A 19,083-nucleotide genomic window follows, 5' to 3' on the forward strand; every position below is an offset into this window, starting at 1 on the left:
GGGCTAAAAGGGCTTCTCTGGCATTCGGGAAAACGAAGGGTGGGCTCAGACGCGCTCGCCGAGCAGCCACTCCAACTGAACTTCATGCTGACCGCGATCATCGGTGACGAAAATGGTCCCTTCACTGATCATCACGTCCCACTTGATTGCACGAGGCATGTCCGTGGCCAGCGTCTCCAGCACGTCCTGGGGCACCGCTGCGATGTTGACGTTCTTCAGCCCCTTGACCGCATCGACGACCTTGGTTTGCCAGACACGCAAGCTGCCATAGGCCAACAGGCTGGTGCGCTCTGTGCGTCGCGAGCACCAGGTCAGGCGATCGGCATCTGGCTGACCAACTTCAATCCAGTGCAGGACGCGATCATCCAGGCTCTTTTCCCAGAGTGCCGGCTCGTCGACGTCCGACAAGCCTCGGCCGAACGCCAACTGCTCGTTGTACCAGAAGGCATAAGCCAGCAGGCGTACGGCCATGCGCTCTTCGGTTTCCGAAGGATGGCGGGCGATGGTCTGCTTGACGCTTTCATACACACCGCGATCGAGGTCAGTAAGATTCAGTTCAAACTTGTAGGTAGTGGACGGCTGGGCCATGAACGGGCTTCTTGCGAAAAAAGAAAGTCGCCCAGTCTAACCGATCTCGACACCCAGTCCCTTACAAACCTGCGCCAGAGCAGTATCTGTCGTCGCACAGCTGTGATAAAAACAGTGCTCTGCCCAGTTGCAACGGATGCCTAATGTCTACGCCCAGCAAACCACTCGCCGGCTTGAAAGTCATCGAACTTGGCACCCTGATCGCCGGCCCCTTTGCCTCGCGTATCTGCGCCGAGTTCGGCGCCGAGGTGATCAAGGTCGAGTCCCCGGATGGCGGCGACCCGTTACGCAAATGGCGCAAGCTGTATGAAGGAACTTCGCTGTGGTGGTTCGTGCAGGCACGCAACAAGAAGTCGCTGACACTGAACCTGAAACACCCCGAAGGCCTGGGCATCCTCAAGCAGTTGCTCAGCGACGCAGACATCCTGATCGAGAACTTCCGCCCCGGCGTATTGGAAAAGCTCGGGCTGGGCTGGGACACCCTGCATGCACTAAACCCGAAACTGGTCATGGTGCGGCTTTCCGGCTTCGGTCAGACCGGCCCGATGAAAGACCAACCCGGCTTCGGTGCCGTCGGCGAGTCCATGGGCGGGCTGCGCTACATCACCGGTTTCGAGGACCGCCCGCCTGTACGCACCGGCATCTCCATCGGCGACTCCATCGCCGCCTTGTGGGGTGTGATTGGCGCACTGATGGCCCTGCGTCATCGCGAAGTCAATGGCGGCCAGGGCCAAGTGGTCGACGTTGCTCTGTATGAAGCCATCTTTGCCATGATGGAAAGCATGGTCCCGGAGTTCGACGTGTTCGGTTTCATTCGTGAACGCACCGGCAACATCATGCCCGGCATCACACCGTCATCGATCCATACCAGTGCCGACGGCAAGCACGTGCAGATCGGCGCCAATGGCGATGCGATCTTCAAGCGCTTCATGCACGCGATTGGGCGCGACGACCTGGCCGACGATCCGGCACTGGCCAGCAACGATGGCCGCGACCTGCGCCGTGACGAACTCTATGGGGTGATCGACCGCTGGGCCCAGAGCCTGCCACTGGACGCCCTGATGCAGACGCTGAACGACGCACAAGTGCCTGCCAGCCGCATCTACTCTGCCGAAGACATGTTCAGCGACCCTCAATTCCTCGCTCGCGAGATGTTCCTCCAGGCCAGGCTGCCCGATGGCAAGCCCTTCAAGATGCCTGGCATCGTGCCCAAACTGTCCGAAACGCCCGGCTCAAGCGATTGGGTGGGGCCCGAGCTGGGCGCCCATACCGATGCCCTGCTGAAGGACCTGGGCTATGACCCAAAGGCAGTCGCCCGCCTGCGCGAGCAGGGCGCGGTCTGAACAGGGCGCGCAAACGGAGCATGCTCGGCGCTGTGCTGGGCATACTGCTCGGCATTGCCCTGCCGACTTCCGCCTCGGCCAAGGAAACGCTGACTTGGCTGCTGCGCGACCTTCCGCCACTGACAATCTTTGAAGGCCCACAGAAAGGCCAGGGTGTGGTCGACCTGTTACTCAAAGAGCTGATCGCCAATATGCCCGAGTACGATCACAGTATCGTCAGGGTGAACCGCGCACGTGCCCTGCAAATGCTGCAATCGCCGACCTTCACCTGCGACCCGACGTTGATCTGGACACCTGAACGCGACCGCTATGTGACGTATTCAATCCCGAACCTCGGCGCATTGAGTAACGGCTTGGTCGTGCGCAAACAGGACGCCTCGCTGATCACGCCGTTTCTCAAGGATGGCAAGGTCGACCTGGAAGCGCTGCTTGCCAGTCGCTTGCTCAAACTCGGAATCGTCGCCGAACGCAGCTACGGCCCGGTCATCGATGACATGTTGAAAGCCGCGCCTCAGGAGACCCTGAGTCGACACTATGGCAACGATGCCGTGACCAACCTGCTGCAGATGCAACATCTAGGGCGCCTGCACCTGTTACTGGGCTATCTGCCGGAAATCCGCTACCTGAGCAAACAGCAGCAACTGAACGCGGACCACCTGACGGTATACCCGCTCAAAAGCCTCCCACGCTATCAGTTCACCCACGTCGGCTGTTCAGATACCCCGCAAGGTAACGAAGCCATCAAGCACATTGATCAGTTGCTGCAGTCACTGCGTCAGGACCTGATGCCAACAGCCTATGCCCGCTGGCTGGATCCGGAGCTGCGCGACAGCTACCTGAATGACGCCCGGCACTTTTTCGATCAGCGGGCAGCAGACGCTGCGGCGCAGACGCCTTGAGTCGACATGAGCGACTGGGGCCGTGCGCCGGCACATGAATACCCTTCACGGTAGCGACGCAACTGCTGGTCCAGCGCCGGCACCGTAACAGGCCATGGCAGGCCACCCAACACCCATACCCCTTGCGCGCGCGCCCTGGCGCAGAGGCTGTTGGGTGACGTGGGATCTACCTCACCGACAACGAGCAGCGCCCTGACGCCTGAGTGATCGAGCAGGTACGCCAGCAATGCCTCACTCGCCTGCTCAGACATGGCGTCATCGCAGATCAACAGGTCGACCTGCTTGCAACGCGTCAGTACGTCCATGGCTGATGCCAGGGTATCAGCAGTGAGCACGTTGAACACCCCATTGGCGTTGAGCATTTGATGCAATGCCATCAGCTGAAAGGGCTGCTCTTGAAGCACCAGTACATTAAGGGTTTGCATGGCGGTTTTCCTGTAGCAGGCGTGATCGGTCGAACACGCGGGTACACTCTAGAAAACCCCTCACAGACATCCCATAGGACAATTCCGAAACGCTGCCGGGATAAGTCCACAATCAACTCACCATAAACGCGAGCGAAAAAAAACCCGTCAAATGACGGGTTTTTCTCTTCTCGGATCAGCCGATTACAGCGGCTTGCCGCGATTGCCATGCTGGCTGACGAAAGCTTGTACAGCCTTCAGGTCATTCGCCAACACCGTGCATTTCTCTTCACGGCTGAACAGATCGGCCAGGTGAGCCGGCAGCTCAAGTGCCTTGCCAACACCCGCCTTCTCGACCGCTTCCGGGAACTTGACCGGGTGCGCTGTGCCCAGCACCACCATCGGAGTGTCCAGGCTACGACGGCACTCACGAGCGGCTTTGACGCCGATGGCGGTGTGCGGGTCGAGCACTTCGCCGGTCTGGGCAAAGACATCAGCGATGGTCTCGCAGGTTTGCGCGTCGTCGACCGCCAACGAGTCGAACAGCTTGCGCGCTTCGGTCCAGCGATCCTGCTCGACGCTGAAACCGCCGCCCTGCTTGAAGTTGTCCATCAACTCAGCGATGGCCGCACCGTTACGCCCATGCAGGTCGAACAGCAGACGCTCGAAGTTCGACGAGACCATGATGTCCATCGACGGCGACAGGGTCGCGTGCAGGGTTTCCTTGACGTACTGATTACCGCTCATGAAGCGGTGCAGGATGTCGTTGCGGTTGGTCGCGACGATCAGTTGGCTGATCGGCAGGCCCATGTTACGTGCCAGGTAGCCGGCGAAGATGTCACCGAAGTTACCGGTTGGCACCGAGAAGGCAACCGAACGCGCCGGGCCACCCAACTGCAGGGCAGCGTGGAAGTAGTAGACGATCTGGGCCATGATCCGCGCCCAGTTGATCGAGTTCACGGCCACCAGGCGCGTGCCCTTGAGGAAGCCCTGGTCAGCGAAGCTGGCCTTGACCATTTCCTGGCAGTCATCGAAGTTACCTTCGATGGCGATGTTGTGGATGTTCTCACCGAAGATGGTTGTCATCTGGCGGCGCTGAACCTCGGAAACACGCTGGTGCGGGTGCAGGATGAAGATATCGACGTTGTCGCAACGGCGGCAACCTTCGATAGCAGCCGAGCCGGTGTCGCCGCTGGTAGCGCCAATAATCACCACGCGCTCGCCGCGCTTGACCAGAACATGGTCAAGCAGGCGACCCAGCAGTTGCAGGGCGAAATCCTTGAATGCCAGGGTCGGGCCGTGGAACAGTTCAAGCACCCACTCGTTGCTGTTCAGCTGACGCAGTGGAGCAACGGCTGCGTGGGCGAACTCACCGTAGGTTTCTTCGAGAATCTTCTTGAAATCGGCATCGGCAATGCTGCCGGTGACGAACGGGCGCATCACTCGGAATGCCAGTTCGTGGTACGGCAGACCAGCCCAGGAAGCGATCTCTTCCTGGGTGAAGCGTGGCAGGTTCTCAGGCACGTACAGGCCGCCATCGCTGGCGAGACCTGCCAGCAACACGTCTTCAAAATTCAGGGCCGGTGCCTGGCCGCGGGTACTGATGTAACGCATGACCTATTCCTCTAACGCAAAGACTGCTCAGTTCAGTTGTTCGACGCGAATACGCACCACGTTGCCCACGACATCCTGCAGGGCTTCCAGCGCGGTGATGGCGTCGTTCATACGCTGCTCGAGCACTCGGTGAGTCAGCAGGATCATCGGTACCAGGCCGTCGTGTTCCTCGACTTCCTTCTGCATGATCGATTCGATATTGATACCGCGCTCCGAAAGGATGCTCGCCACCTGGGCCAGCACGCCCGGATGATCCTTGGCCTGAATACGCAAGTAGTAAGCACTTTCGCAGGCTTCGATTGGCAGAATCGGGTGAGCAGACAGCGAGTCTGGCTGGAACGCCAGGTGCGGCACACGGTTTTCCGGGTCCGAGGTCATGGCACGAACCACGTCCACCAGGTCGGCAATAACCGAGGAGGCGGTCGGCTCCATGCCGGCACCCGCGCCGTAGAACAAGGTCGAACCCGACGCATCGCCATTGACCATCACAGCGTTCATCACGCCGTTGACATTGGCGATCAGGCGGTCCGACGGAATCAGGGTCGGATGGACGCGCAGCTCGATACCATTGGCAGTGCTGCGGGCCACGCCCAGGTGCTTGATGCGATAGCCCAGTGCCTCGGCGTAGTTGACGTCAGCCGTGGTCAACTTGGTGATGCCTTCGGTATAGGCCTTGTCGAACTGCAGCGGAATACCAAAGGCGATGGACGCCAGAATGGTCAGCTTGTGCGCCGCGTCGATACCTTCGACGTCGAAGGTCGGATCGGCTTCGGCGTAGCCCAATGCCTGGGCTTCGGCCAGCACATCAGGGAATGCACGGCCTTTCTCGCGCATTTCGGTGAGGATGAAGTTACCGGTGCCGTTGATGATCCCGGCAACCCAGTTGATGCGGTTGGCCGAGAGGCCTTCGCGAATCGCCTTGATCACCGGAATGCCGCCTGCAACGGCAGCTTCGAAGGCGACGATAACGCCCTTCTCGCGGGCCTTGGCGAAAATTTCGTTGCCATGCACTGCGATCAGCGCCTTGTTCGCAGTGACCACGTGCTTGCCATTCTCGATGGCCTTGAGCACCAGATCGCGGGCGATGGTGTAACCGCCGATCAACTCGATGACGATATCAATCTCAGGGTTGCTCGCGACCTCGAACACGTCAGCGGTAATGGGGGTACCGGTAATCTGGCAATTCGGGTTTTGCGAACGCATGGCAATTTGTGCCACTTCGATTCCACGCCCGGCGCGGCGGGCAATCTCCTCGGCGTTACGCTGAAGTACATTGAAGGTACCGCCACCGACGGTCCCCAACCCACAGATGCCTACTTTGACCGGTTTCACTGTGAACTCCCCATTAAACGACCGGCATGAGGCCGGTCGTGAAAACAGCCACGACCTCAGGTCGCGGCTCGCGATTGAATTACTTGTCGGCCAACGCCAGCTTGGCCACTTGCGCAGCTGGTTGGTAACCTGGAATCACCTGACCATTCTCCAGCACGATGGCTGGTGTACCGTTGACGCCGATCGACTGACCCAGCTGGAACTGCTTGCTGACCGGGTTGGCGCACTTGGCCGCCTTGATTTCCTTGCCGTCGATCATCTTGTCCAGTGCGCCCTTGCGGTCGCTGGAACACCAGACCGCCTGCAACTGCTCATCGCCCGGTGAGCCAAGGCCCTGACGCGGGAAGGCAACATAACGCACTTCAATGCCGCGCTTGTTCAGCTCAGGCACTTCGGCGTGCAGCTTGTGGCAGTACGGGCAGGTGGTGTCGGTAAAAACGGTAATGTGCGACTTGGCTTGGCCAACCGCAGGATAAACCACCATTTCTCCGGCTGGAATGCCGTTGATGGTCTTGGCGATTGCCTGGCGCTCGGCTTTCTCGGTCAGGTTGACCGGCTTGCCGTCCTGGATCTGAAACAGGTAGCCCTGCATGACAAACTGGCCATCAGCACTGGCGTAGAGCACGCGGCCGCCCTTGAGCTTGACCTCATACAGGCCATTGAGCGGGCTGGCCGCAACGCTCTCCACTGGTACATCCAGCTCAAGCGACTGCAGGGTCTTGCGAATGGTCTGCTCGGCCTCATCGGCAGCCGCGGCAAAGGTACTGACCAACGCCAGTGCGGCGGCGGCAAAAATCTGGGTCACGCGCATGGGAACTCCTGAAGGCGGACAAGGGCTCTGGACAGCCAGACCGTGCTGGAAACACGCGGGACCATCGCCTGAAAAGCTAAACCGTCCAAGCCTACCACAGAAGCCGCGCCACTCCGACTGTGTACGACATATGCCCTCACCCCCGCGGGTGATGCTGTGCATGCAGTTCCTGCAAGCGTGCCCTGGCCACGTGGGTATAGATTTGCGTGGTCGACAGGTCGCTATGCCCCAACAGCATCTGCACTACGCGCAGGTCTGCACCGTGATTGAGCAAATGGGTGGCAAACGCATGGCGCAAGGTATGCGGTGACAATGCCTTGTCGATCCCGGCGACCAGCGCCTGGTGCTTGATCCGATGCCAGAACGTCTGGCGGGTCATCTGCTCTCCGCGCTGACTCGGAAACAGCACATCGCTAGGACGCTCACCCAGCAGCTCATTGCGGCCATTACGCAAAAACCGCTCGACCCACACCACCGCCTCCTCCCCCATCGGCACCAGGCGCTCCTTGCTGCCCTTGCCCATCACCCGCAATACCCCCTGACGCAGGTTGACCTGGTCAAGGGTCAGGCTGACCAGCTCGGTCACCCGCAAACCACAGGCATACAGCACTTCGAGCATGGCACGGTCACGCTGGCCAATAGGCTGGCTGAGGTCGGGTGCCTTCAGCAGGGCTTCGACATCAGCTTCCGATAGCGACTTGGGCAACGGCCTGCCCAACTGTGGCATCTCCACCAACAATGTAGGGTCGGTAGCGATCAGCTTCTCCCGCAACAGGTAACGGTAGAAGCCACGCAAGCCCGATAGAAACCGCGCTGTCGAACGCGGCTTGTAAGCCTGATCGAGGCGCCAGGCCAAATGATCGAGAATCAACTCTCGGCCAGCGTCAGGCAACGCAATGCCTTTTTCCTGAAGCCAGCCGTTAAACAAGGCCAGGTCGCTTCGATAGGACTCACGGGTATTGTCGGCCAGGCCCTTTTCCAACCACAGGGCATCGAGGAACTGGTCAATCAGCGGGTGTTCTAGAGCGGGCATGTGAACTCGATGGCAGGCAAACGAAACAACGTAATGCCTTTAGTCTTCCATAACACTGCCAGCCTGGGAAACCCGAATGAACAAACGCTGCACGCGTCAGCCTGCACACCCAGGCCTCAACTAGAACCCTGGCAGCACAGGAACCGGGCGCTTCTCCTCGTCTATCGCAACAAAGCTGAACAGGCCATGGATAGCCTTTTCACGCCCATCGCAGGTCATGCTCTCGACAAAGACTTCAACTTCAACCTTGAGGCTGGTGTTACCCACCTTGACCACTCGCCCCACCAACTCAACAATCGAACCCGCCGCGATCGGGTGCTTGAAATCGATACGGTCAGTGGAGACGGTAACCAGCGGCAACCGGCAAAAACGCGTGGCCGCGATGAACGACACTTCATCCATCCAGGCCAGCGCGGTGCCACCAAACAAGGTGTTGTGGTGGTTGGTGGTCGACGGGAATACCGCCTTGGTTACACGGGTCACCGACAATTCGGTACGACGCTCGATTTCCTGCTCTCTACTACTCATCAACATCACATCTTGGAAAAATTTCGGGCAACAAAAAAGCAGCCCGAAGGCTGCTTTTTTCGCATGGCGGCCGCAGCCGCCGGTCAAACTGGACTTAAGCCAGTTTTTCCTTGATGCGAGCGGCTTTACCGGACAGGTCGCGCAGGTAGTACAGCTTGGCTTTACGCACGTCACCACGACGTTTCACGGCCAGGCTGTCGATTTGCGGGCTGTAGGTCTGGAAAGTACGCTCAACGCCAACACCGTTGGAGATCTTGCGAACAGTGAAAGCACTGTTCAGACCACGGTTACGCTTGGCGATAACAACGCCTTCGAAAGCCTGCAGACGAGCGCGATCACCTTCCTTCACTTTCACCTGAACGACGATGGTGTCGCCCGGGGCAAAGGTCGGGATCTCTTTGGTCATCTGCTCAGCTTCGATCTGCTGAATGATTTTGTTGGTCATGCTGTGCTCCTAAGGTAAATCGTCGGATCTACCATCGATACGTTAACTATCGTCCCGCCCGCGGAGATACTCCTCGAGCAGCTTCTTCTCTTCTCCAGAAAGTGAGCGACTTTCCAGAAGATCGGCGCGTCGTTCATAGGTCCGCCCAAGGGACTGCTGTAAACGCCATCGCCGGATGTGTGCATGGTTGCCACTTAGCAACACGTCGGGAACACGCTGATCCGCATACACCTCCGGACGGGTGTAATGCGGGCAATCAAGCAGACCATCGGTGAAGGAGTCTTCCTCCGCCGAGTCCGCATGCCCTAAAGCTCCGGGCAGCAGCCGCGTAACCGCATCGATCAGTACCATCGCCGGCAGCTCGCCGCCAGACAGGACATAGTCACCAATCGACCACTCTTCATCGACATGAGCTTCAATAAAACGCTCGTCAATGCCTTCATAACGACCGGCAATCAGAATCAACGATTCAGACTTGGCCAGGTCTTTAACCGCCGACTGAGTCAGCCTGCGGCCTTGTGGCGACAGGTAAATAACCTTCGCCGCCCCCCCGGTTGCCTGCCTGGCATTCACCAAGGCATCTTCCAGAGGCTTGATCTTCATTACCATCCCCGGACCACCGCCAAACGGCCGATCATCCACCGTATGGTGACGATCTGTGGTGTAGTCCCGCGGGTTCCAGCAGGTCAGTTGCAACAACCCCTGTTTCACCGCGCGGCTGGTAATGCCGTACTCACTGATGGCCGAGAACATCTCGGGGAACAACGTGATGACTTCTACGCGCAGGCTCGCCATTGCTTAGAAATCCGCGTCCCAATCCACCCTCATTTCACCTGCACCCAGGTCGATAGCCAGCACGCATTGCTCTGTATAGGGCAACAACCGCTCGCGATCATCCAGGCTGCCAGCACAGGGCTTGACCACCATTACATCGTTCGCGCCGGTCTCCAACAGGTGATCGATCTTCCCGAACAGTTGCCCGAGTTGGTCGATAACTTTCAGACCCACCAGCTGGTACCAGTAGTACTCGCCGTTGGTCAGGTTGGGCAAAAGGCTACGTGAGATGCAAATCTCGTAACCGCTCAGAAGACGCGCCTCATCACGATCATCGAGCCCCTTGAGCTTCGCGACCAGGTCCTTTTGAGTGGAACGGCCACTGACCAGCTCTACCTGTTTTACCGAACCATCACGACAAAGCGTCCAGTTACGGTACGACAACAGGTTTTCAATCGGATCGGTAAAGGAATAAACCTTCACCTCGCCGCGAACGCCGTGAACCGAAAAAATCTTGCCAACAACGATCAGGTCATCAGCACTTTCTGGCGTCGCGTTCATACTGCTCAGGCAGCAGCCTTAGCAGCGTCCTTCAGCAGCTGAGCAACACGCTCAGACGGCTGTGCACCTTGGCTCAGCCAGTAGGTGGCGCGCTCTTGGTTCACGGACAGACGAACTTCACCACCGGCAGCAACCGGGTTGAAGAAGCCAATACGCTCAACGAAACGACCGTCGCGCGCATTGCGGCTGTTGGTCACGGTGAGGTGGTAGAACGGGCGCTTTTTGGAGCCGCCACGGGCAAGACGGATGGTTACCATGTGAACATCATTCCTGTAGTCGGTGCTGCAAATCTGTAATGCACAGCGGGCACGGGTGCCCGAAAGGCCGCATATTCTCAAGGAATATACGGACTTTTGCAAATGCCTTTTTCCGGCGACCCCAGGGGCGCCTTGCAGATTTGCCAGTTGTGCCGCTGCTGACAGCGGCGTTTGTATCCGCCAATGGCGGAACCCAGTGCATCAGTACAGGCCTAACAGGCCCGACCGACGCCTTGAATTTGAGGTTACAGCTTCGGCATGCCGCCGCCTGGCATCATGCCGCCCAGGCCACGCATCATTTTCGCCATACCGCCTTTGGCGGAGAACTTCTTCATCATTTTCTGCATTTGCTTGTGCTGCTTGATCAAGCGACCGATGTCCTGCACCTGGGTACCGGAACCGATGGCGATGCGGCGCTTGCGCGAACCGCTGATCATCTCGGGGTCACGGCGCTCGGCCGGAGTCATCGAGTTGATGATCGCTTCCATCTGCTTGAACTGCTTCTCGGCCGCGCCCTGGGCACTGCCCATCTGCGCCAGGTTGACCCCACCGATGCTTGGCAGCTTGTCCATCAGGCCGCCGAGGCCGCCCATGTTCTTCATTTGCTGGAGCTGGTCACGGAAGTCTTCGAGGTCGAAGCCCTTGCCCTTCTTCAGCTTCTTGGCCAGCTTGTCGGCCTTTTCCTTGTCGAGGGTCTGCTCGGCCTGCTCGATCAGGCTGAGCACGTCACCCATACCCAGGATTCGCGAGGCGATACGGTCTGGGTGGAAGGGCTCGAGGGCTTCGGTCTTCTCGCCCATACCGATGAATTTGATCGGCTTGCCGGTAATCGCACGCACCGACAGTGCAGCACCACCACGGGCATCGCCGTCGACCTTGGTCAGCACCACACCGGTCAGGGGCAGCGCATCACCGAAGGCCTTGGCCGTGTTCGCCGCATCCTGACCGGTCATAGCATCAACCACGAACAGGGTCTCGATCGGCTTGACCGCGGCGTGCAGCTGCTTGATCTCGGCCATCATCTCGGCGTCGACGTGCAGGCGACCGGCGGTATCGACGATCACCACGTCGATGAACTTCAGCTTGGCTTCGCGAATTGCCGCTTCAGCGATAGCTACCGGCTTCTGGCTGATATCCGACGGAAAGAACGTCACGCCGATATCGTTGGCCAGGGTTTCCAGCTGCTTGATTGCCGCAGGACGGTAGACGTCGGCAGACACCACCATCACAGTCTTTTTCTTGCGCTCTTTAAGGAAGCGCGCCAGCTTGCCGGCGGTGGTGGTTTTACCCGCACCCTGCAAGCCGGCCATCAGAACTACGGCGGGCGGGGCGGCATTGAGCGCCAGGTCTTCGTTGGCCGCCCCCATCAGGCCTTCAAGCTCGGCCTGGACGATCTTCACGAACGCCTGGCCTGGTGTCAGGCTGCGCGACACTTCAGTGCCGACCGCACGTTCCTTGACCTTGTTGACGAAATCCTTGACCACCGGCAGGGCGACGTCGGCCTCGAGCAACGCCATGCGCACTTCACGCAGGGTGTCTTTGATGTTGTCTTCGGTCAGTTTGGCTTTGCCGGTGACATGGCGCAGCGTCTGTGACAGACGGTCGGTCAAGTTTTCAAACATGGGGATCCTTTCAGGCTCTGTTGAACCGAGGTTTATCAGCTGCCTCTGGCGCGCTCGGCCAGCCTAGGGCGAAGGCAGGCCGACGATTATAACGAAGACTGAGCACTAAGCACACCAGGCCGTCGGCTTGCAGTCTTCCTTGGTGCACGCGTTCTATGCCAAACTCAGTTTCTTTCGGGCTTGCCTAACAGGACTTATGCTCCCCTTGTCACCCAGTCTGCTACCCAATCTGATCGCCGCCTGCCTCTACGCCGCCGCGACCCTCTATCACGGTACACGCCTCGCACAGGGCACCAAGGCCAACAAACGCCTGCTCAGCCTGCTAGGCTGCTTTGCCGTTGCCGCACAAGGCACCGCACTGTACTGCCAACTGCTGACGCCACTGGGCTTGAGCCTGGATTTTTTCAGCGCCGCCAGCCTGATCGCGACGGCGGTGATCACCTTGACGCTGGTCGCCTGCCTGCGCATCCCGGTGGAAAACCTGCTGGTGTTACTGTTCCCACTCGGGCTGGTCACCGCCTTGAGTGCGCAGTTCGCACCTGCCGGCACGCCGCCGCTGATCAATGAAGAACCTGGCATCCTCGCGCATATCCTGCTGTCGATCCTGGCCTATGGCATGTTCACCATCGCCGTATTCCAGGCGCTGCTGTTACTGCTGCAGGACCACCAACTCAAGCACAAGCACCCTTCTGGCCTGATCAAGAACTTCCCACCCCTCCAAACCATGGAAAGCCTGCTGTTTGGCTTTCTCTGGGCCGGCTGGGGGCTGCTGTCGCTCTCGCTGATCTCCGGCTGGCTGTTCGTCGAGAACCTCTTTGCCCAACACCTGGTGCATAAAACGCTACTGGCCTGCCTGGCCTGGATCGTGTTCAGCGTGCTGCTCTGGGGACGCAACCGCCTTGGCTGGCGCGGGCACAAGGCGATCCGCTGGACCCTGGCCGGTTTCTGCCTGCTGATGCTGGCCTATTTCGGCAGCAAGCTGGTACGCGAATTCATCCTGCATATCTGACAGGCCGCCACCTATGGACAACCTGCCACTAGGCCCTCTGCTCGGCGCACTGGCGCTGGCACTGATATGGTCGGCACTCTTCGCCACAGTGGACGCGGCCCGACAGCAGATGCTGCAGCGGCGCAACGGTCAGCAAGGCGAGCGGCCCCTGCTCGAATTGCCCTTGTCCGCCCTGATCCTCTGCGCCAGCCTCGGCAAACTGCTGGTGTTTGCCCTGGCCGTGCTGCTTGGCCTGCGCTGCATGGGCGATACCGGCTTCTGGGCAGGCGCAGGCGCCGCAGCCGCAGCCCTGCTGGTGTTCGCCGAGTACATGCCTCGCCGGCTGGCGCGACGCTGCCCAGAGGCAATCGTTGGCCTCGGCAACAGCCTGCTCAAGTACCCACTGCACGCCATTCAACCACTGGCCTGCCTGTTCGATGGTATTGCCCGCCTGCTGATACGCCCCTTTGCCCTGAAGGCCAATACGGTCAGCCAGCACGACAACAACGAGCAGGATACGCACAGCGAGCAGGACGCCGCACTGGACCACAGCCACCACAAAGCCCCGCTGCTCCATAGCCTGCAGACCCTGGACAAGGTGACGGTCAACGACATCCTGGTGCCGCGCAACGACGTGGACGGCATTAACCTGGATGATTCGATCGAAACCATCATCGAACAGCTGATCATCAGCCGCCACACGCGCCTGCCGGTGTTCCACAGCGACATCAACCAGGTCGAAGCAGTACTCAACACCCGGCAGATCAGCCACCTGCTACCCAAGGGCGAACTGACCAAGGAAATCTTGCTGGCAACCTGCTACGAACCGTACTTCGTCCCCGAAAGCACGCCCCTGCAGTTGCAGTTGCTGAATTTCCACAAACAGCAGCGCCGCCTCGGCGTGGTGGTCGACGAATATGGTGAAGTGCTGGGCATCGTCACCCTGGAGGACATCCTCGAAGAGATCGTCGGCGAGTTTGAGGATGAACACAGCCTGGACAACCCGCATATCCATCCGCAGGCCGACGGCCGTTTTGTCATCGAAGGCGCTGCTTCGTTGCGCGAACTGAACCGCTGCCTCGGCTGGCACCTGCCCAGCGATGGGCCCAAAACGCTCAACGGGCTGGTTACCGAGGCCCTGGAAAGCATCCCCGAAAGCGCTGTATGCCTGAAAATAGGCCGATATCGCATGGAAATCCTCGAAACCGAGGACAATTGCGCCAGTCGCGTGCTGGTCTGGACAGTAACCCGTTAGCGGTACTCGATGCACGCTTACCCATAGCGCACTGAGCTGATCCCGCCCCCTGTGCGCTACACCGGCGCTTCGGCAGCCTATAACCTGGGTGGCATCGTCGGCGCATCGGTAGCAAGCCTGCCTCCAGCAGGAATCAGGCTTGCCTCCGAGGGTGCTTAAACCTTACAACTCAACCTTGACCGCTTGCGAAGCGCGGGTCGCCTTGGCCCGGGCGGCCTCGATCGACTCGTCACGCGCCAGGCACACACCCATGCGGCGCTGACCATTCACCTCCGGTTTGCCAAACAGACGCAGCGCGGTATCCGGCTCGCTCAGCGCGGCGCCCAGATTGGCAAATGCGGTCTGCTGCGACTGCCCCTCAACCAGAATGACCGCCGACGCCGACGGGCCAAACTGACGAATCAACGGGATTGGCAGGCCAAGAATGGCACGCGCATGCAGGGCGAACTGCGACAGGTCCTGGGAAATCAGGGTAACCAGACCGGTATCATGCGGGCGCGGCGATACTTCGCTGAACCACACCTGATCGCCTTTGACGAACAGTTCGACACCGAACAGACCACGCCCGCCCAGGGCCTCAGTAACGGCCTTGGCCACGCGCTCGGACTCAGCCAGTGCCACCGGGCTCATGGCCTGCGGCTGCCAGGACTCCTGATAATCGCCCTTTTCCTGACGATGGCCGACAGGTGCGCAGAACGTCGTACCGCCAATGTGTCGCACGGTCAGCAAGGTGATTTCGTAGTCGAAGTCAATGAAGCCCTCGATAATCACCCGCCCCTTGCCGGCACGACCGCCCTCTTGAGCGTAGTCCCAGGCCTTCTGCAGGTCATCGGCGCTCTTGAGCAGGCTTTGACCCTTGCCCGAAGAGCTCATCACCGGCTTGACCACGCACGGGAAGCCCAGGTCTTCAACAGCCTTGCGATAGTCTTCGAAGGTGTCGGCAAAATGATACGGCGAGGTCGGCAGATCGAGCTCTTCAGCGGCCAGACGACGGATGCCTTCACGGTTCATGGTCAATTGCGCAGCACGGGCTGTCGGCACCACGGTAAAGCCTTCAGCTTCCAGCTCGACCAGGGTCGCGGTGGCAATGGCTTCAATTTCCGGAACGATGTAGTGCGGCTTCTCGGCCTCGATCACAGCGCGCAGGGCAACACCATCGAGCATGTTGATCACATGACTACGGTGCGCCACCTGCATGGCCGGCGCATCGGCGTAACGGTCCACGGCAATCACTTCAACACCCAGGCGTTGCAGCTCGATTACCACTTCCTTGCCCAGCTCGCCGCAGCCACACAGCAGTACGCGGGTCGCGGTCGGCGACAATGGGGTTCCGATACGGGTCATCTCAGGTCCTCAAAAGGAAGGAGTCCAGGGCCGCCCCGCGCTCGGTGCAACCCGGTAATAGGGAGCACATTTTACATGAACCGGTCATCTAAGCCTCAGCTGGCGTAAGCGTTTTTCCGCGCGCGCCAGGCCATCGCCAGCCAGACCACCGTCACACCGGCAAATTTGGAGCCCAATGCAGTACCGACTACCGCAGGCGTCAGCGCACCGATCATGCCGAAGAAGATAAAGGTGTCCAGCGGAATGCTCAGTGCCGAGCTGAGCCAGAGGCGGTCATGCAAGGGCCGCTTGGTGATACTGAAGACCAGCCAGTCGATGCACTCGGAGACCGCAAAGGCCGTGGCGCTGGCCAGGGCGATGGCCGGTTCGGAGGTCAGGTAGGACAGTACCAGGGCTGCCAGCATGGCGATCAGAGCGCCATGCCCAAAGCGGGTTTGCACCATATCGCGCAGGATAAACACCAGACCACCCCAGGCAGACCAGATGATGTCCAGGTGCGGGGCGCTGGAAAAAGCGTAGTTGATCAGCACGACACTGCTGATGTAAGCAATCAGAAAGAACATAGGGGCAACCGAAGGGCAAGCCGCACAGAATACTTGACCGCCCCGGTAAGGCTCAAGCCGATGGCTGGGCCGTCGACAGTATCAAACCCGCGGCCAGTGCGCGCTCGTGGCACAACAAAAGCACCTTGCGTCGCTCACTGTTGTCCATGCGCCCCCAGCGCGTGATTTCACTGGCGGTACGCTGACAACCAGTACAGATATCCTGCTCGTCCAGTGCGCACACGTTGACACAAGGTGACGCCACCGGGCGCTCCGGGCTGACCATCATGCCTCCTGCTCAGCCAGATCACGGGCATAACGCTGTGCGTTGTGAACGTAGTGGGCCGCGCTGGCTTCAAGCATTTTCATCTGTGCTTCTGTCAGCTCGCGCACGACCTTGCCCGGCGAGCCCATGACCAAGGAGCCATCGGGGATCTCCTTGCCTTCGGGAATCAGTGCATTGGCGCCGATAATACAGTGCTTGCCGATACGCACGCCGTTGAGGATTACGGCGTTGATGCCGATCAGGCTGTAGTCACCCACCGTGCAGCCATGGAGCATGGCATTGTGACCAATCGTCACGCCCTTGCCGATGGTCAGCGGCGAACCCATGTCGGTGTGCATCACCGTACCGTCCTGAACGTTGCTGTTCTCGCCAATGTCGATCAGCTCGTTGTCACCACGCAGTACCGCACCGAACCAGACACTGGCGCCCGCCTGCAGGCGCACCTTGCCAATCAGCGTGGCGGTGGGCGCAGCCCAGCTCTGCGGATGAGCTTCGACCCGCAGGTCGCCCAGACGGTATTTCATGCGTGGTTCCTCACGATTGGATCATGGCGGTTGAGCCCGCTCAGATTGGAATGAAACGCTCTGGCGGCTTGTGCAAGCAGATGCCGGCATCGTAAACCAGATTGACCAGCTCGACGATCATGATCGCCGACAACCCCCAGATCTTGTATTCGCCGAATCGGTAGCTGGGCACATACCAACTGCGCCCTTGATAGTCGATGCGGTGCGTATGGTCGCGCGGGTCCTGACGAAAGAACGCCAACGGCACAGTAAACACCGCGGCAATCTCGGCATCGTTGGCGCGGTACTCGACATAGTCGGGAATCACCCCAACAAAGGGCGTGACGCGCAAGCCGTGCAGGGAAATCAATGGGCTTAACGGGCCGATGACCTCCACCAGGCCCGGTGGCAGGCCAATTTCCTCCTCGGCCTCGCGCAAGGCGGTGAAGATCAGGTCGGGGTCTTCCGGGTCGCGTCGACCACCCGGGAAGGCTACTTCACCACCATGGGTGGAAAGCCCCTTGGCGCGCAAGGTGAGGACCAGTTCAGGCTCGTCGCTGCGCGTGATGGGCAATAACACGGCAGCCTCGGGAAAACGTCGATCCGTCTCCAGGGTACTCGGTGTATGACTACTCACTCGGCGAAGTAACTCGTCCAGCATGGTCTCTCTCAACTCAAGGACTCCCCTCATCATGCACCAAATGCACTGCCCTGCCCAACCCCCTGCGGCAAACCCGCTTGCGGGCCTGCCGACGCTGGCGCGAAGATAGGCCTAACCATCAGGATAATCCGATCATGAATTTCTGCAGCGCCTGCGGCAAACCGGTCATTCAGCGCATCCCCGAAGGCGACAGCCGCCTGCGCTATGTGTGCGAGCATTGCCAGACCGTTCATTACCAGAACCCGAACATCGTCGCCGGCGTTCTGCCAATCTGGGGCAGCCAGATACTGCTGTGCCGCCGCGCCATCGAACCCCGACGCGGCTACTGGACCCTGCCGGCTGGTTTCATGGAGAACGGTGAGACCATCGAACAGGCCGCTCGCCGCGAGACCATCGAAGAGGCCTGCGCGCGACTTGGCCCAATGAGCCTGTACCAACTGTTCGACCTGCCGCACATCAACCAGGTACACGTGTTCTTCCGCGCCGAACTGAGCGATCTGGATTTCGCCATTGGCGAGGAAAGCCTGGAAGTACGGCTGTTTGAAAAAAGCGAAATACCTTGGGATGAGCTGGCTTTCCGCACCATCAGTCGTACCCTAGAATGCTATTATCGTGACCTCGTCGAGCAGCGCTTCCCGGTCGGTAACGAATGCCTACCCCCCCTGTTCGGCCCGTCATTCACGACTTAGATCTGGCTACTTATCAGGGATATTGTTTCATGCGTTGGTTGCTTGCCCTCTTCTGCCTCACAGTGGCCTCGGTATCTCAGGCGGCCTTCACCGAAACCATCGTGACCAAGCCGGTCTCACAGCAACGCACCGTCGAGAAAGTGCTGGTCATCAAATCAGCCCGTCAACTGCAACTGATCAGCGCTGGCGAACCATTCAAGAGCTACCGCATCTCCCTGGGCAAGCAGCCCAACGGCCCGAAACAGCGCGAAGGTGACAAACGCACCCCGGAAGGCCTGTACTGGCTTGACTGGCGCAAGGTTAGCGATCGCTACAACCTGGCCATGCATGTCTCCTACCCGAACGTCAGCGATGCCGCCCGAGCGCGCCGCGAAGGTGTCGAGCCTGGCGGCATGATCATGATCCACGGCACCCCCCTCAATGACGAGTACCCGGAGTGGTACTTCCATACCCTGGACTGGACCGAAGGCTGCATCGCCATGAAGAACGCTGACATGCGCGAAGTCTGGAGCCTGGTCAAGGACGGCACCCTGATCGAGATCCGCCCCTGAGGCAGCAAGAACAGTAAACTGAACCCATAAAAAACGCCGCGATCGGTATCGAT

23 protein-coding genes and 1 pseudogene are annotated in these 19,083 nt (G+C 59.6%); 7 read left to right on the plus strand and 17 right to left on the minus strand.

The genetic code is table 11. The features are described from left to right. Positions 1–45: 45 nt before the first annotated feature. A complete protein-coding gene (locus EKA13_RS13760; protein ID WP_065759953.1) occupies positions 46–588 on the minus strand; it encodes a YaeQ family protein in 543 nt (180 codons plus the stop codon). A gap of 143 nt (positions 589–731) precedes the next feature. Between EKA13_RS13760 and EKA13_RS13765 the strand changes: the two genes are divergently transcribed. Both EKA13_RS13765 and EKA13_RS13770 read left to right on the plus strand, forming a co-directional pair. Further along, positions 732–1,931 carry a CaiB/BaiF CoA transferase family protein gene (locus tag EKA13_RS13765; RefSeq protein ID WP_065759954.1) on the plus strand — a complete coding sequence of 400 codons (1,200 nt, stop codon included), beginning with the start codon at positions 732–734 and terminating at the stop codon, positions 1,929–1,931. 20 nt (positions 1,932–1,951) lie between these two features. Continuing rightward, positions 1,952–2,830, plus strand: coding sequence for a TIGR02285 family protein (locus EKA13_RS13770; protein WP_065759955.1), 879 nt, complete (start codon positions 1,952–1,954; stop codon positions 2,828–2,830). On the opposite strand, the gene EKA13_RS13775 is transcribed toward EKA13_RS13770, so the two are convergent. The 11 genes from EKA13_RS13775 to ffh form a co-directional block, all read right to left on the minus strand. Beyond that, on the minus strand, positions 2,794–3,255 hold the full coding sequence (locus EKA13_RS13775) for a response regulator (protein WP_065759956.1): 462 nt from the start codon (positions 3,253–3,255) through the stop codon (positions 2,794–2,796). The genes EKA13_RS13770 and EKA13_RS13775 overlap by 37 nt on opposite strands. A 183-nt stretch (positions 3,256–3,438) precedes the next feature. Continuing rightward, positions 3,439–4,848 carry a threonine synthase gene (thrC, locus tag EKA13_RS13780; RefSeq protein ID WP_065759957.1) on the minus strand — a complete coding sequence of 470 codons (1,410 nt, stop codon included), beginning with the start codon at positions 4,846–4,848 and terminating at the stop codon, positions 3,439–3,441. Between the two features lie 27 nt (positions 4,849–4,875). Further along, on the minus strand, positions 4,876–6,180 hold the full coding sequence (locus EKA13_RS13785) for a homoserine dehydrogenase (RefSeq protein ID WP_065759958.1): 1,305 nt from the start codon (positions 6,178–6,180) through the stop codon (positions 4,876–4,878). Positions 6,181–6,259: 79 nt separating this feature from the next. Beyond that, entirely contained in the window at positions 6,260–6,991 is a 732-nt protein-coding gene (locus EKA13_RS13790; protein ID WP_065759959.1) for a thioredoxin fold domain-containing protein, read from the minus strand. A gap of 136 nt (positions 6,992–7,127) precedes the next feature. Next, a complete protein-coding gene (gene xerD, locus EKA13_RS13795; protein ID WP_065759960.1) occupies positions 7,128–8,024 on the minus strand; it encodes a site-specific tyrosine recombinase XerD in 897 nt (298 codons plus the stop codon). 120 nt (positions 8,025–8,144) lie between these two features. Then, positions 8,145–8,552 (minus strand): acyl-CoA thioesterase, encoded by a 408-nt coding sequence (locus EKA13_RS13800; RefSeq protein WP_065759975.1) that lies wholly within the window; start codon positions 8,550–8,552, stop codon positions 8,145–8,147. Positions 8,553–8,646: 94 nt separating this feature from the next. Next, on the minus strand, positions 8,647–8,997 hold the full coding sequence (rplS, locus tag EKA13_RS13805) for a 50S ribosomal protein L19 (protein ID WP_065759961.1): 351 nt from the start codon (positions 8,995–8,997) through the stop codon (positions 8,647–8,649). Positions 8,998–9,039: 42 nt separating this feature from the next. Further along, entirely contained in the window at positions 9,040–9,792 is a 753-nt protein-coding gene (gene trmD / locus EKA13_RS13810; RefSeq protein ID WP_065759962.1) for a tRNA (guanosine(37)-N1)-methyltransferase TrmD, read from the minus strand. Between the two features lie 3 nt (positions 9,793–9,795). Further along, positions 9,796–10,332: a ribosome maturation factor RimM gene (gene rimM, locus EKA13_RS13815; protein WP_065759963.1), complete on the minus strand. Its 537-nt coding sequence runs from the start codon at positions 10,330–10,332 to the stop codon at positions 9,796–9,798. Positions 10,333–10,337: 5 nt separating this feature from the next. Then, on the minus strand, positions 10,338–10,589 hold the full coding sequence (rpsP, locus tag EKA13_RS13820) for a 30S ribosomal protein S16 (protein WP_065759964.1): 252 nt from the start codon (positions 10,587–10,589) through the stop codon (positions 10,338–10,340). A 245-nt stretch (positions 10,590–10,834) separates the two neighbouring features. Next, a complete protein-coding gene (gene ffh / locus EKA13_RS13825) occupies positions 10,835–12,211 on the minus strand; it encodes a signal recognition particle protein (RefSeq protein WP_065759965.1) in 1,377 nt (458 codons plus the stop codon). Positions 12,212–12,407: 196 nt separating this feature from the next. Here ffh and EKA13_RS13830 point away from each other — a divergent pair, with 196 nt between their 5' ends. The 3 genes and pseudogenes from EKA13_RS13830 to EKA13_RS28375 form a co-directional block, all read left to right on the plus strand. Continuing rightward, positions 12,408–13,220 carry a cytochrome C assembly family protein gene (locus EKA13_RS13830; protein WP_065759966.1) on the plus strand — a complete coding sequence of 271 codons (813 nt, stop codon included), beginning with the start codon at positions 12,408–12,410 and terminating at the stop codon, positions 13,218–13,220. Between the two features lie 13 nt (positions 13,221–13,233). Continuing rightward, on the plus strand, positions 13,234–14,454 hold the full coding sequence (locus tag EKA13_RS13835; RefSeq protein WP_065759967.1) for a transporter associated domain-containing protein: 1,221 nt from the start codon (positions 13,234–13,236) through the stop codon (positions 14,452–14,454). Between the two features lie 33 nt (positions 14,455–14,487). Beyond that, a pseudogene (locus EKA13_RS28375) lies at positions 14,488–14,568 on the plus strand (hypothetical protein); the annotation flags it as partial. A 48-nt stretch (positions 14,569–14,616) separates the two neighbouring features. Here the strand turns inward: EKA13_RS28375 and purT are convergent. From purT to EKA13_RS13860, 5 genes are all read right to left on the minus strand, one after another. Continuing rightward, entirely contained in the window at positions 14,617–15,798 is a 1,182-nt protein-coding gene (gene purT / locus EKA13_RS13840; protein WP_065759968.1) for a formate-dependent phosphoribosylglycinamide formyltransferase, read from the minus strand. A 95-nt stretch (positions 15,799–15,893) separates the two neighbouring features. After that, positions 15,894–16,361 (minus strand): VUT family protein, encoded by a 468-nt coding sequence (locus EKA13_RS13845; protein ID WP_065759969.1) that lies wholly within the window; start codon positions 16,359–16,361, stop codon positions 15,894–15,896. 52 nt (positions 16,362–16,413) lie between these two features. Then, the gene (locus EKA13_RS13850) at positions 16,414–16,626 is read right to left on the minus strand and encodes a DUF1289 domain-containing protein (RefSeq protein WP_065759970.1); all 213 of its coding nucleotides are present in this window, start codon (positions 16,624–16,626) and stop codon (positions 16,414–16,416) included. After that, positions 16,626–17,150 (minus strand): gamma carbonic anhydrase family protein, encoded by a 525-nt coding sequence (locus EKA13_RS13855; RefSeq protein WP_065759971.1) that lies wholly within the window; start codon positions 17,148–17,150, stop codon positions 16,626–16,628. Before EKA13_RS13855 ends, EKA13_RS13850 begins: the two co-directional genes overlap by 1 nt. Before the next feature lie 40 nt (positions 17,151–17,190). Beyond that, positions 17,191–17,790: a CoA pyrophosphatase gene (locus EKA13_RS13860; RefSeq protein WP_065759972.1), complete on the minus strand. Its 600-nt coding sequence runs from the start codon at positions 17,788–17,790 to the stop codon at positions 17,191–17,193. 134 nt (positions 17,791–17,924) lie between these two features. On the opposite strand from EKA13_RS13860, the gene EKA13_RS13865 reads away from it, so the two are divergent. Both EKA13_RS13865 and EKA13_RS13870 read left to right on the plus strand, forming a co-directional pair. After that, a complete protein-coding gene (locus EKA13_RS13865) occupies positions 17,925–18,479 on the plus strand; it encodes an NUDIX hydrolase (protein ID WP_065759973.1) in 555 nt (184 codons plus the stop codon). Positions 18,480–18,508: 29 nt separating this feature from the next. Beyond that, positions 18,509–19,030 carry a L,D-transpeptidase family protein gene (locus EKA13_RS13870; protein ID WP_065759974.1) on the plus strand — a complete coding sequence of 174 codons (522 nt, stop codon included), beginning with the start codon at positions 18,509–18,511 and terminating at the stop codon, positions 19,028–19,030. Positions 19,031–19,083 lie beyond the last annotated feature (53 nt).

The sequence above is a fragment of the Pseudomonas defluvii genome, assembly GCF_001695625.1.
Lineage (GTDB): Bacteria > Pseudomonadota > Gammaproteobacteria > Pseudomonadales > Pseudomonadaceae > Aquipseudomonas > Aquipseudomonas defluvii.